The sequence below is a fragment of the Janthinobacterium aestuarii genome (assembly GCF_046113285.1).
In the GTDB taxonomy this organism is placed as follows: Bacteria; Pseudomonadota; Gammaproteobacteria; order Burkholderiales; family Burkholderiaceae_D; genus Janthinobacterium.
Window position 1 is genome coordinate 2,318,633 of sequence record NZ_CP142524.1, and the last position, 13,516, is coordinate 2,332,148.

11 protein-coding genes are annotated in these 13,516 nt (G+C 66.7%); all 11 read left to right on the forward strand.

The features are described from left to right. The first annotated feature begins 62 nt into the window (after positions 1 to 62). The 11 genes from OX462_RS10495 to OX462_RS10545 all read left to right on the forward strand — a co-directional run bounded on the left by OX462_RS10495 (position 63) and on the right by OX462_RS10545 (position 13,513). Entirely contained in the window at positions 63 to 3,128 is a 3,066-nt protein-coding gene (locus OX462_RS10495) for a sensor histidine kinase (RefSeq protein WP_409028364.1), read from the forward strand. Beyond that, positions 3,125 to 5,290: a sensor histidine kinase gene (locus OX462_RS10500; protein WP_121669904.1), complete on the forward strand. Its 2,166-nt coding sequence runs from the start codon at positions 3,125 to 3,127 to the stop codon at positions 5,288 to 5,290. The genes OX462_RS10495 and OX462_RS10500 overlap by 4 nt, the downstream gene beginning before the upstream one ends. A 175-nt stretch (positions 5,291 to 5,465) precedes the next feature. After that, positions 5,466 to 7,676, forward strand: coding sequence for an EAL domain-containing response regulator (locus OX462_RS10505; protein WP_409028365.1), 2,211 nt, complete (start codon positions 5,466 to 5,468; stop codon positions 7,674 to 7,676). Between the two features lie 154 nt (positions 7,677 to 7,830). Continuing rightward, a complete protein-coding gene (locus tag OX462_RS10510) occupies positions 7,831 to 8,673 on the forward strand; it encodes an urease accessory protein UreD (protein WP_409028366.1) in 843 nt (280 codons plus the stop codon). Between the two features lie 41 nt (positions 8,674 to 8,714). After that, positions 8,715 to 9,017, forward strand: coding sequence for an urease subunit gamma (locus OX462_RS10515; RefSeq protein ID WP_070313463.1), 303 nt, complete (start codon positions 8,715 to 8,717; stop codon positions 9,015 to 9,017). A gap of 29 nt (positions 9,018 to 9,046) precedes the next feature. Beyond that, the gene (locus tag OX462_RS10520) at positions 9,047 to 9,376 is read left to right on the forward strand and encodes an urease subunit beta (RefSeq protein WP_409028367.1); all 330 of its coding nucleotides are present in this window, start codon (positions 9,047 to 9,049) and stop codon (positions 9,374 to 9,376) included. A gap of 1 nt (position 9,377) precedes the next feature. Then, on the forward strand, positions 9,378 to 11,078 hold the full coding sequence (ureC, locus tag OX462_RS10525) for an urease subunit alpha (protein ID WP_409028368.1): 1,701 nt from the start codon (positions 9,378 to 9,380) through the stop codon (positions 11,076 to 11,078). 12 nt (positions 11,079 to 11,090) lie between these two features. Continuing rightward, the gene (ureE, locus tag OX462_RS10530; RefSeq protein WP_409028369.1) at positions 11,091 to 11,615 is read left to right on the forward strand and encodes an urease accessory protein UreE; all 525 of its coding nucleotides are present in this window, start codon (positions 11,091 to 11,093) and stop codon (positions 11,613 to 11,615) included. Further along, positions 11,615 to 12,295, forward strand: a complete 681-nt coding sequence (locus OX462_RS10535) for an urease accessory protein UreF (protein ID WP_121669901.1) — start codon at positions 11,615 to 11,617, stop codon at positions 12,293 to 12,295. The genes ureE and OX462_RS10535 overlap by 1 nt, the downstream gene beginning before the upstream one ends. 22 nt (positions 12,296 to 12,317) lie before the next feature. Continuing rightward, a complete protein-coding gene (gene ureG, locus OX462_RS10540; protein ID WP_071076652.1) occupies positions 12,318 to 12,956 on the forward strand; it encodes an urease accessory protein UreG in 639 nt (212 codons plus the stop codon). Then, positions 12,953 to 13,513 carry a HupE/UreJ family protein gene (locus OX462_RS10545; protein WP_099411585.1) on the forward strand — a complete coding sequence of 187 codons (561 nt, stop codon included), beginning with the start codon at positions 12,953 to 12,955 and terminating at the stop codon, positions 13,511 to 13,513. The genes ureG and OX462_RS10545 overlap by 4 nt, the downstream gene beginning before the upstream one ends. The last annotated feature ends 3 nt before the right edge of the window (positions 13,514 to 13,516 follow it).

The window sequence follows — 13,516 nt, forward strand, 5'->3', positions numbered from 1 at the left end:
GCTGAATGGCCGGCGCATAGTTGAAACATGGTGACAGGCGAGGGTGAGCATGGGCATGGCGAATGATGCGTGATGTGCCTGGCGGCGGGACGGGCAGGGCAGCGGTGTACCGCTGCGGCCGCGCATTGCTGCTGGCATTCTGTGTCGCCGCGGCCCCGGCCGCCGTGCCGGCAGCGGCGCCAGCCGCTGCGCCGCCGCACCAGGGCCAGCGCGTGCTGGTCCTCAACGCCTACGATTACGGCCGCGCCGGCGTGGAATCGTACACGCGCACCTACGTGGCCGCCATGGCCGCCGCGGGTCTGGCCAGCGAAGACATCATGGTCGAGCACCTGAACCTCAATACCCAGGGCGACCCGGCGTTGCGCAACGAGATGCGTGATTTGTTGCTTTTAAGATACACCCAGATGATGGGGCGCAAGGCCGACCTGATCATCGCCATGCAGCAGCCGGCGCTCGATTTTTTGTTGTCCGACCTGGCGCCGCTGGCGCGCGGCGTGCCCGTGCTGGCGATTAACACCTCGGGCAAGGCCTTGCCGGCCGGCAGTCCGCTGGCCATCTGGCAGCAAAAGGCGAACGTCGATTTGCCCGGCACCCTGGCGCAAGCGATGGCGCTGTTCCCGGAGACCAAAACCATCGTCATGGCCGTTGGCGTCAGCGAGGCCGACCAGGCCTTGAAGCGCAGCATGCAGCAGGCGGCGCAGGCGTGGCAGGGCAGGGTTTACATCGAGTATCTCGACGGCCTGACCCTGGCGCAGATGCGCGTGAAGGTGGCGCACCTGCCCGCCGATACGTTGCTGGTGGCCGGCAATGTCAACCGCGACGTGGCCGGCGCCATCGCCACACCCGTGCAGTTTGCCGGCGAACTGGCGCGGCTGGCGAACGTGCCCGCCTTCGGCATGTACAACACGAACGTGGGCAAGGGCATCCTGGGCGGCTCCCTCCTGCACATCGAAGGGGCTGCGCAGCAGGTGGCGCAGATATCGCTGGCCGTGTTGGCCGGCAAGGCGCCAGCCGCGCCGGGCGCCTTGCTGCCGCCGGTCCGCCCCGTGCCCATGTACGACTGGGAGCAGCTGCAGCGCTGGGATGCCGACATCAGCCAGCTGCCGCCGGACACGCTGTTCTTCAACCGCCCGCCGCAGCTGTGGCACGAACACCGCGCCGCCGTGCTGCTGGCGGCCGGCGTCTTCATCGTGATGGCCGGCTTGCTGAGCGCCTTGCTGCTGCAGCGGCGGCGTTTGCGCCGCGCAGAGAGCGAGGCGCGCGAAAGCGAACAGCGCTTCCGCATCCTCGTCGAGCATGCGCCTGAAGCGATCGTCGTGTATGACCTGGACCAGGACCGCTTCATCGACGCCAACAGCAGCGCGCAGCGCATGCTGGGCATGTCGCGCGAAGCGCTGCTGGCGCGCGGGCCGTTCGACCTGTATAGCACGGAGCAGCCCGACGGCATGCCTTTGGGCCTGATGATGGAAGAGCATCTGCGCCGCGCCATGCTGGGTGAACCCATCCTGGTCGAGCGCCATGTGCGGCGTGCCGACGGCAGCGTCTTTCCCTGCGAAGTGCGGCTGGTGCGCTTGCCGATGGAAGGGCGGCGCCTGGTGCGCAGCGGCATCGTCGACATTTCCGAGCGCAAGCAAAGCGAGCAGGAACTGCTCGGCTACCGCGACCACCTGGAAGAACTGGTGCAGCAGCGCACGGCCGCCCTGTCGGTGGCCGTCACCGAGGCCGAATCGGCGAACCGCGCGAAAAGCGTTTTTCTCGCCAACATGAGCCACGAATTGCGCACGCCCTTGAATTCCGTGATCGGCTTTTCGCAGATGATGGCCGATTCGAGCAGCATGTTCGAGGAAGAAAAACACAACCTGGCCATCATCAACCGCGCCGGCCACCATTTGCTGACCTTGATCAACGATATCCTGGAATTGTCGAAAATCGAGGCGGGCCGCATGCAGCTGCAGGCGGGGCCCGTGGACTTGAACGGCTTGCTCGACGAGGTGCTCGAGATGGTGCGCATGCGTTCGGGCGACCAGGGCATCGCGCTGCGGCTCGAGCGCGACGGCGTGCCCCCGCTGGTGCGCCTCGACGGCGCCAAGCTGCGCCAGGTGCTGCTCAATTTGCTGTCGAACGCGCTCAAGTTCATCGAGCAGGGCAGCGTGACCCTGTCGCTGGCCTGCCAGGCGGACGGCGACGGGCAAATGGCGCTGGCGTTTGCCGTGCGCGATACGGGCAGCGGCATCGCGGAAGAGGACCTGGAACGCATCTTTGAACCGTTCGTGCAGGCCGACAGCGCCGTGGCGCAGGCGGGCACGGGACTGGGGCTGACCATTTCGCGCGAATTCGTGCGCCTGATGGGCGGCGAGTTGCGCGTCGAATCGACCTTGGGCGCCGGTTCCCGCTTCAGTTTCGAACTGCACGCGCCCGCGCTGCGGCAGCCGGCCCTCGCGGCGCAGGCGCCGGGCCGCGTGGCGCGCCTGCCGCCGTCCCAGCGCGGGCGCATGGTGCTGCTGGTCGACGATGACGACAACTGCCGCAAGCTGCTGGCCGGCTTGCTGGCGCCGCTGGGCTTTCAGCTCCAGGAAGCGGCGGGCGGCGTGCAGGCGCAAGCGATGCTGGCGGCGCAGCGCTACGACATCGTGCTCAGCGACTGGCGCATGCCGGACCTGGACGGTTTGGCGCTGACGCGCTGGCTGCGCGCGCAGCCGGCGCTGGTGCAGCCGCGCCTGGTGATCATGACCGCCTCCGCCTTCGAGGAAGAAAAGCAGGAGGCGCTGGCGGCCGGCGCCGACGGCTTCCTGCGCAAACCGATCGAGCAGGAACATCTGTTCGCCATGCTGGAGCAGCAACTGGGCCTGCGCTTCCAGCGCACTGCCGCCCAAGCGCCGCGCGTGCCGGCCGCCGCCTTCGATCTGCAACAGGCGCTGGGCCAGCTGAGCGCCGCCCAGCGGCAGGCGCTGCTCGAATCCGTGCAAGCCCTCGATTTGCGGCGCAGCGCCATCGTGCTGGCCGGCGTGGCGACCAGCCTGCCGCAGCTGACCGCGCACATCGCCGCCATGCTGGAGCAGCACCAGTACCAGCCGCTGTGCGCCCTGCTGGCGCAGCCAAGCAGCGAGCCGCAGGGCGAAGGTGCATGACGCCATACGCCCCCAAAGATGCGCGCCTGGGCGGCGTCTCCATCGTGCTGGCCGTCAGCGTGGCGCTGACCTTTGTCGTCACCGCGCTGCTGCTGGTGTTTGCCGTGCTGTTTTACCAGTCCGAACGCGAGCAGCGCTGGCAGCAGCTGCAGGGCAGCCTGTCCGTGAGCGCGGACCAGCTGGCCGTGGCCATCGAACTGCCATTGTGGAATCTCGATGAAAAGCAGATGCAGGCCATCATGCGCAGCATGCTGGGCAAGCGCGACCTGGTGGCCAGTTCCCTCACGCCGGGCATCGGCAAGGAAGCGCTGGTCCTGCGCCGCACTGCGTCCGGCGCCATCGGCAGCTTTTCTTCGCTGTCCGCGGAACCGGGCTGGCTGGTGCAGCGGCGCCCCGTGACGATGGGCGGACAGGTCATCGGCAGCGTGGCCGTGTATGCGACGCCGGCCCTGCTGCACGCGCAGCTGCGCCAGCGCGCGCTGGGCATCGGCGCCATGATCGTGGCGCTCGACGTGATCCTCGTGGCCAGCATCTGGCTGCTGATGTGGTGTCTGATGCTCAAGCCCCTGAAGGCGATCGGCCAGTATGCGGCCGGCATCCAGGCGGGGCAGGGCGAAGCGCCCGGCACGCCGCCGAAAGCGTGGTTCCTGGGCGAGCTGCGCACCTTGTACCGTTCCATCCGCGACATGGTGGCGCTGCTCGACAGCCGCTACCGCGCCCTGCAGCGCAGCGAGGAGCGCGTGCAGATGGCCACCGGCGCGGCCAGCATCGGCATCTGGGACTGGAACGTCAGCAGCGATGCCTTGCAGTGGGATGAACAGATGTATGCGCAGTTCAAGGCCGACGCGGAAAGCGGCATGGCGCCGGCGGCGATCTGGCGCAGGGCGCTGGTGCCGGACGACGTGCCCGCCGCCAAGGAGGCCCTGCGCGCCGCGCTGGGTGCCGGCCAGGCGTTCACGCATGAGTACCGCATCCTGTGGCCCGACGGCGCCATCCGCTACATCAAGGCCGATGCCGTGATCTTCCGTGACGGCCAGGGCCGCCCCATGCGCCTGGTGGGCTCGAACTACGACATCACGGCGCACCGCGAGGCGGAACTGGAACTGCTGCGCCACCGCCATCACCTGGAAGAACTGGTGGCCGAGCGCACGAGCGCCCTGTCGGTGGCCGTCAGCCAGGCGCAGGCAGCGAACCGCGCCAAGAGCACCTTCCTGGCGAACATGAGCCATGAACTGCGCACGCCCTTGAATTCCGTGATCGGCTTTTCGCGCCTGATGGCCGCCTCGCCGAACATGCAGGACGATGAGAAGCGCAACCTGGCCATCATCCACCGCTCGGGCAACCATTTGCTCACCCTGATCAATGAAATTCTCGAACTGTCGAAGGGCGAGGCGGGGCGCCTGCAGGCACAGACGGCCGTGGTGGCGCTGGCGCCGCTGCTGCAGGAAGTGATGGACATGCTGGGCATGCGCGCCGAGCAGCAGGGGCTGGCCCTGCGCCTCGACTGCGCGAACCTGCCGGCGGCCGTGGTGCTCGATGCGACACGCTTGCGCCAGGTGCTGCTGAACCTGATGTCAAACGCCGTCAAGTTCGCCGGCGGCGGCGAAGTCACCCTGCGCGTGCGCGGCGAGCGGCGCGCTGGCGACCAATGGGGGCTGTCGTTCGCCGTCAGCGACACGGGCATCGGCATCGCCCCGGAGGACCAGCAGCGCATCTTCGAGCCCTTCGTGCAGGCCGACAGCGCGGGACCGAAGGATGGCACGGGGCTGGGCCTGGCCATCTCGCGCGAATTCGTGCAGCTGATGAACGGCGAACTGACGGTGGAGTCGACGCCGGGGCAGGGCGCCACCTTCCGCTTCAGCATCCCCGCGCAGGCGGCCGAAGCGCCCGTGCCGGCGCCTGTGCCGCTGCCCGTGGCGCAGGCGCCCGAGGCGTTGCCGGCACTGCGGGCACAAGACTTGCTGCTGCTGACGGGGGAAGAACGCGCCGCCTTGCTGGTGGCGCTGCGCGAATTGAACCTGGCCAGGGTGGCCCTGCTGCTGGCGGCCCTGCCTGCGGTGGCGGCGCCGTTGCTGGCGCCGCTGCAGGCCATGCTCGACCAGCATCAGTACCGCCAGCTGTGCGGCTTGCTGGAAAATGAGGGGGCGCTGGCGCACACGTAAAAGTGTGGGCTGACAACATCGGTTTCGCTGAAAAGACGGACTAAGTAGGGCCGATGGATGGTGCTAAATTGCAATAAAGATTATGATGATAGTACGTAGTTCATCGCAAAGAAAATGTCTTGTCCAGCGTGGCAACGGACCGCCGCGCCTCATCCAAAGCTGAGAGAACTGCTACATGCACCGCGATTTTTCGGAAGTGAATTCGAAGGGCGAAGTACTGATCGTTGAAGATACGCCGGCTTCGCTGAAGCTGTTGAGCGATTTGCTGGGCGGCGCCGGCTACGCGGTGCGCCAGGCGCCGAACGGCGAACTGGCCCTGTGGACGGCCCAGGCGCGCCCGCCGGAGCTGATCCTGCTCGACGTGCGCATGCCCGGCCTCGACGGCTTTGAAGTGTGCCGCCGCCTGAAGGAGATACCGTCCCTGCAGCAGGTGCCGGTGATCTTCCTGTCGGCCCAGTACGATACGGACGACAAGGTGCGCGGCTTTGCGCTGGGCGCCGTCGATTTCATCGCCAAGCCCTTCCAGGCCGAGGAAATCCTCGCCCGCACCGATGCCCATGTGCGTCTGGCGCGGGCGCAGCTGCAGCTGGCGCAGGAGCGCGCCAACCTGGAACGCCGGGTGGCCGAACGCACGGCCGAACTGGAACAGGTGGCCAGCACGCTGGCGCACGAAGTGCAGATCCGCCGCGCCAATGAAGAATTGCTGCGCCTGTCGGGCCAGGTCTTCGAAGCCACCCAGGACGCCATCCTGATCACCGATCCGGCCGGCATCATCGTCACGGCCAATCCCGCTTTTACCCGCATCACCGGCTACGCGGCGCAGGAAGTGGTGGGCACGGACATCATGCGCCTGCATGCCGAATACACGGGCGAAGCGGTGCTGCTGGCCCTGCGCCAGGGCTTGCGCAGCAGCGGCTGCTGGTCGGGCGAGGTGCAGACGCGGCGCAAGAGCGGCGACACCTATCCCTGCCTGCTCAGCGTCTCCACCGTGCACGGGCCCGATGGCGCCGTCGTCAACTATGTGGGCGTCTTCCTCGACATCAGCGAGCGCAAGGCCGAGCAGCATCTGATCGATTTCCTCTCCTACCACGACGCGCTGACGGGCTTGCCGAACCGCGTGCTGCTGCGCGAGCGCTTCGAACAGGCGCGCGCGAACGCCGTGCGCGACAGCCAGCAGGTGGTGCTGATGTGCCTGGACCTGGACCGCTTCAAGAACATCAACGATTCGCACGGCCAGGCCGTCGGCGACAAGGCGCTGCAGGTGGTGGCGCGCTTCCTGTCCGGCTGCGTACGCGAGGGCGACACCGTGGTGCGCCAGGGCGGCGACGAATTCCAGATACTGCTGCAGGACGATGCCCTGCTGGGACGTACCCTGGGGCTGGCGCAAACCATCCTGGCCGGCTTGCGCGAAGAATTGAGTGTTGACGGCGAGCGCCTGGCGCTGACCACCAGCATCGGCATCGCCATGTGCCCGGCCGACGGCGACAGCCTCGACGACGTGCTGCGCCATGCCGACACGGCCCTCGTGCGCGCCAAGGAAATGGGGCGCGACCATTACGCCTTCTTCACGGAGCGCATGGGCAGCGATATCCGCGCCCGCCTGGCCATGCAGCAGCAGCTGCGCGGCGCCATCGGCCGCGATGAATTCGAAGTGTATTACCAGCCGCAGATGTGCTTGCGCACGGGCGCCATGCTGGGCGCGGAAGCGTTATTGCGCTGGAATAATCCTGTGCTGGGCAAGGTGCCGCCCGGCCTGTTCATCGCGCTGGCCGAGGAATATGGCTTGATCACGGCTATCGGAGAATGGGTGCTTGAAAGCGTGTGTGCGCAGATCCGCGTGTGGCACGATGCGGGCCTGGGCAGCATCAAGGTGGCCGTCAACCTGTCCGGCAAGCAGTTCGCGCAGGACCGCACGGTGCCCTTCGTCGAGGCGGCCCTGCGCAAGTACGGCATCGCGCCCGCCTGCCTGGGCATCGAGATCACGGAAAGCACGGTGATGGGCGACCCGGACAAGGCCGTGGCGGCCCTCACGCGCCTGAAGGACATCGGCGTAGGCATTTCGCTCGACGACTTCGGCACCGGCTATTCCAGCCTCGGTTACCTGAAGCGCTTTCCCATCGACGTGCTGAAGATCGACAAATCCTTTGTCGACGACGTCACCACCAGCAGCAGCGACGCGGCCATCGCCCGTTCCGTCATCTCGCTGGCGCACAACCTCGACATGCGCGTCATCGCCGAAGGCGTGGAAACGCGCGAGCAGGTCGCCTTCCTGACGGAACACGGCTGCGACGAAATGCAGGGCTATTATTTCAGCCGCCCCCTTGGCGCCGCACTGTTTACGGCCTTGCTGCGCGAACGGCGCACCCTGGCCATGGCCGAGGCATAAGCGCCGCGGTGCGGTCGCTGCACCATGCCGGTGCATTCGCTGCAACGCGGTGCACGATTCTCACGTTTCCTTCACCTGATGCTGGCACATATCCTGCTTAGGTAATCGCTTATTTACGCGATTGCCCCGCATGCCAGACAGCAGCCATCCAGTCATGCCTCCACCAGCCAGCGCACACGGCGCCTGGCAGGCGCACCTGCGCCTGGGCTTCGCGCTGCACGATGGCGTCAGCCGCCTTGTCGAGCGCACGCACAGCGGCCCCCTGCGCGTGCAAAAGCCCCTGTATCCGGAAGGCGATGCCGTCTGCCACGCCATCATCATCCATCCGCCCGGCGGCGTGGTGGGCGGCGACCAGCTGGCCGTCGACGCCACGGCGGGCGAGGGCGCACACGCCTTGCTCACGTCGCCGGGCGCCGCCAAATGGTACCGCGCCAACGGCCATGTCTCGGGCCAGCACATCGTGCTGCGCGCAGGCAGCGGCGCGGCGATCGAGTGGCTGCCGCAGGAGAGCATTTTCTTCGACCAGGCCTGCGTGCGCCTGCGCCATGAGGTGGACCTGGCGGCGGACGCCGGCTACATCGGCTGCGACATCGTTTGCCTGGGCCGCAGCGCCGCAGGCGAAATTTTTAATACGGGCAGCATCAGCCAGCAGGTGCAGATCCGCCGCGGCGGCAAGCTGCTGTGGTGGGAGCAGGGCGTGCTGGCCGCCGGCGGCGCCCTGATGGCCAGCCCCCTGGGATTGGGCGGGCACACGGTATGCGCCACCCTGATCGCCGTCGGCCGGCCCGTTTCTTCCGCCGTGCTGGCGGCCGTGCGCGAGATCGCCGTGCCGGCCGGCGCCGCGTTTGGCGCCACGCACATGAAATCGCTGGTGGTGGTGCGCCTGCTGTGCGGCGACAGCGAGGCGGCGCGCCGCATCATGCTGGCCGCCTGGCAGTTGCTGCGCCCCGCCATGCTGGGACGCGACGCCGTCGTGCCCCGCATCTGGAACACTTAGCATCTGGAACACTTAATCAGGAAAGAAGCGCAAGGAAAACCATGGACCTGACTCCCCGCGAAAAAGACAAGCTGCTCATTTTTACGGCCGCGCTGCTGGCCGAACGGCGCCTGGCGCGCGGCTTGAAATTGAATTACCCGGAAGCGGTGGCCCTGATCAGCGCCGCCATCATGGAGGGCGCGCGCGACGGCAAGTCGGTGGCGCAGCTGATGTCGGACGGCACCAGGATACTCTCGCGCGCCGACGTCATGGACGGCATCGCCGAGATGATCCCCGACATCCAGGTGGAAGCGACCTTCCCCGACGGCAGCAAGCTGGTGACCGTGCACCACCCGATACCGTAACCTACAAGCGACATTGACAGGAGCCCCTCATGACCCCAGGCGAATACCAATTGGAAGAAGGCGAAATCAGCTTGAATGCGGGGCGCGCCACGGCCACCGTGGTGGTGGCCAACCGTGGCGACCGGCCGATCCAGGTCGGCTCGCACTTTCACTTTTTTGAAGTCAATCCGGCGCTGGCCTTCGAGCGCTGGCGTGCCTACGGCATGCGCCTCAATATCACGGCCGGCACGGCCGTGCGCTTCGAACCGGGCCAGCAGCGCACGGTGAAACTGGTGGCGCTGGCGGGCGAGCGCAAGGTTTACGGCTTCAACGGCGAAGTGATGGGCGAACTGCAAGACACACCACCGGGAAAGGATTGAGATGGCCAGCATTCCCCGCAGCGCATATGCCGAGATGTTCGGCCCCACCAAGGGCGACCGCATCCGCCTGGCCGACACGGAACTGTTCATCGAGATCGAGCATGACTATGCGATCTACGGCGAAGAGGTGAAATTCGGCGGCGGTAAAGTCATCCGCGACGGCATGGGCCAGTCGCAGCGCTGCGCGGCCGAAGTGATGGACACCGTCATCACGAATGCCGTCATCCTCGACCACTGGGGTATCGTGAAGGCCGACATCGGCCTGAAAAACGGTCTGATTTTCGGCATCGGCAAGGCGGGCAATCCCGATATCCAGCCCGGCGTCACCCTGGCCATCGGCGGCGCCACGGAAATCATCGCCGGCGAAGGCATGATCGTCACGGCCGGCGGCGTCGACACGCACATCCATTTCATCTGCCCGCAGCAGATCGAGGAAGCGCTGATGAGCGGCGTGACCACCATGCTGGGCGGCGGCACGGGGCCGGCCGTAGGCACGGCCGCCACCACGTGCACGCCGGGACCGTGGCACTTGCACGCCATGCTGGCGGCCGCCGACGCCTTTCCGATGAACCTGGGCTTCATGGGCAAAGGTAACGTCAGCTTGCCGCTGCCCCTGGAAGAGCAGGTGCGCGCGGGCGCCATCGGCCTGAAACTGCACGAGGACTGGGGCAGCACGCCGGCCGCCATCGACAATTGCCTGTCCGTCGCGGACCGCATGGATATCCAGGTGGCGCTGCACAGCGACACCCTCAACGAGGGGGGATTTCTCGAGCACACCTTGGCCGCCTTCAAGGACCGCACCATCCACACGTTTCACACGGAAGGGGCGGGCGGCGGCCATGCGCCCGACATCATCGCCGCCGTGGGCCAGTCCAACGTACTGCCCTCGTCGACCAATCCCACGCGCCCCTTCACCGTCAACACGCTCGACGAGCACCTGGACATGCTGATGGTTTGCCACCACCTGGACCCGGCGATTGCCGAAGACGTGGCCTTTGCCGAGTCGCGCATCCGCCGCGAAACCATCGCCGCCGAAGATATCTTGCACGATATCGGCGCCATCTCGATGATGTCGTCCGATTCGCAAGCGATGGGCCGCGTCGGCGAAGTGATCATGCGCACCTGGCAGACGGCGCACAAGATGAAGGTGCAGCGGGGCGCCCTGGCACCCGACACGGCGCGCAGCGACAATTTCCGCGCCAAGCGCTACGTCGCCAAGTACACGATCAACCCGGCCATCACGCACGGGATTTCGCACGTGGTGGGATCGATCGAGGCGGGCAAGATCGCCGACATCGTCCTGTGGAAGCCCGCGTTTTTCGGCGTCAAGCCGTCGATGATTTTAAAAGGCGGCATGATCGCCGCCGCGCAGATGGGCGACCCGAACGCCTCGATCCCCACGCCGCAGCCCGTGCATTACCGCATGATGTTCGGTGCCTTCGGCGGCGGCCTGAAAAAGTCGTTCACCTTTGTCTCGCAGGCGGCCTACGACCTCGATATCGGGCACCAGCTCAAACTGAATAAATCCGTCATCGCCGTGAAAAACATGCGCGGCTTGCGCAAGCACGACATGATCCACAACGGCGCCACGCCGCACATGGAAGTGGACCCGGAAACCTACGCCGTGCGCGCCGACGGCCAGCTGCTCGTGTGCGAGGCGGCGGCCGTGCTGCCCATGGCGCAGCGCTATTTTCTATTTTAAGCGGGAGACATCATGCTGACTTTGCATACCAAACTGGCGGCTGACGATCCTCGCGCCGCCGCTGCTCAACTCGTGCTGCCCTACGACCAGCGCGAAAAATGCCGGCTGCGCGCCATGCTGTCGAATGGCGAGGATGTGGCCGTGTTCACCGTGCGCGGCACGGTGCTGCGCGACGGCGAGCGCATGACGGGGCCGGGCGGGCAGGTGGTGCAGATCGTCGCCGCGCGCGAACCGACCTATCTGGTGCGCTGCGCGGATGCGCACACTTTGCTGCGCTGCGCTTTCCACCTGGGGAACCGCCACACGCAGGCGCAGGTGGGCGACGGCTTTTTGCGCATCCGCAAGGATATGGTGCTGAGGGAGATGCTGGAAGGCTTGCGGGCGACCGTGACGGAAGAAAGCGCGCCGTTCGAACCGGAAGCGGGCGCGTATGGCGGCGGCCATGGCCACCACGACGGCCACGGCCAGCACTTGCTGGCGCCCGTGCCGCTGCGGCAGAAAATCCACCGCCCCGGCGATACGCCGGGCGCCGCCTGATGCAGGCGTCGGCCCTGCTGCATCTGCTGCAGTTCGCCAGCCCGGCCTTGCCGATCGGCGCCTACAGCTATTCGCAGGGGCTGGAAGCGGCGCTCGAGTCAAGCCTGGTGCACGACGCGGCCACGGCACGCGCATGGATCGCGCAACACTTGGCGCAGGTGGTGGCGCGCTGGGAAGCGCCCCTGTGCTGGCGCTTGATGCAGGCGTTTGCAGCGCAGGATCTGCGCGCCGTGCAGCGCTGGAGCGAGCGCTTCATCGCTTCGCGCGACACGGCGGAATTTCGCGCCGAAACCATCCAGATGGGTTATTCCTTGACCAAGCTGCTGGCAGAACTGGGCGTGGCCGACGGCGTCTTGATCGACATGCTGCAGGGCGAGCCTGAAGTGGCGCTGCCCACCGCGTATGCCTGCGCCGTGGCGGCGCTGGCCATCCCGCGCGAGGAAGCGCTGCTGGCCATGCTGTTCGCCTGGGCGGAAAACCAGGTGCTCGTCTGCGTGAAATCCGTGCCGCTGGGGCAGGTGGCGGGCCAGCGTTTGCTGCTGTCGCTGCGGCCGGACCTGGAAGCGGCGGCCCTCACGGCGCAAACGTTACCAGACGACGAGATGGGCAACTGGGCGCCGGGCCTGTCGCTGCTGTCGATGCGGCACGAAGTGCAGTACAGCCGCTTGTACCGTTCCTGAACTATTCAATGAGAGAGCAAACATGACATCGATTACCTCCAATCCCTTGCGCGTGGGCATAGGCGGGCCCGTCGGCTCGGGCAAGACGGCCCTGTGCGAAATGCTGTGCAAGGGCATGCGCGAGCGCTACGACATGGCCGTCATCACGAACGATATCTACACCAAGGAAGACATGGAAATCCTGCTGCGCGCCGATGCCTTGCCGGCCGAACGCCTGATGGGAGTGGAGACGGGCGGCTGCCCGCACACGGCGATCCGCGAGGACGCGTCGATCAACCTGGAAGCGATCGCGCGCATGCAGGCAGATTTTCCGCATCTTGATTTGATCCTGGTCGAATCGGGCGGCGACAATCTGGCCGCCACCTTCAGCCCGGAACTGTCGGACTTGACGATCTACGTGATCGACGTGGCCGGCGGCGAAAAAATCCCGCGCAAGGGCGGCCCCGGCATCACGCGCTCCGATTTGTTGATCATCAACAAGACGGACCTGGCGCCGTATGTGGGCGCCAACCTGGACATCATGGCGCAGGATGCCAGGCGCATGCGCGGCGAGCGCCCCTTCGTGTTTACCAACCTGCGCAGCGGCGACGGCGTGCAGGTCGTCATCGATTTTATCCGCGAGCAAGGTTTGCTCGATCAACCAGGCAAGGAGCTGCAATGAGCGCAACACTGACGAAGAAAGCAGCCGCCGTGGCAGCCCTGTGCCTGCTGGCCTTGCCCGCGATGGCCCACCCAGGCCATGGCGAGAGCGTGGGCTTTCTGGCCGGTTTCGCCCATCCGTTCACGGGCATCGACCATTTGCTGGCCATGCTGGGCGTGGGTCTGTGGGGCGGCCAGCAGCGCCGCGGCTGGGGGCAGCCCGCCACGTTTCTCGGCATGATGCTGCTCGGCGCGCTGGCCGGCATGGCGGGCTTGACGGTGTCCGGGCTGGAAACGGGCATCGCCGCCACGGTGGCGCTGGTGGGACTGGCCATCGCGCTGGCGCTGGCCTTGCCGAACTGGCTAGGCTTGGGATTGGTGGGTATGTTTGCGCTCGCGCATGGCAATGCGCATGGCCAGGAATTGCCGGCCGCCTCGGCCGCGTGCGGCTTCATGCTGGCCTCGGCCATGCTGCTGTGTGCGGGACGTGTCGTCGGCCAGGTGCTGGCCGAGCGCGTGCTGCGTGTGGCCGGCGTGGCCTTGACGGCCGCCGGCGTGGTGCTGATGGGGGTTGCTTGAGCG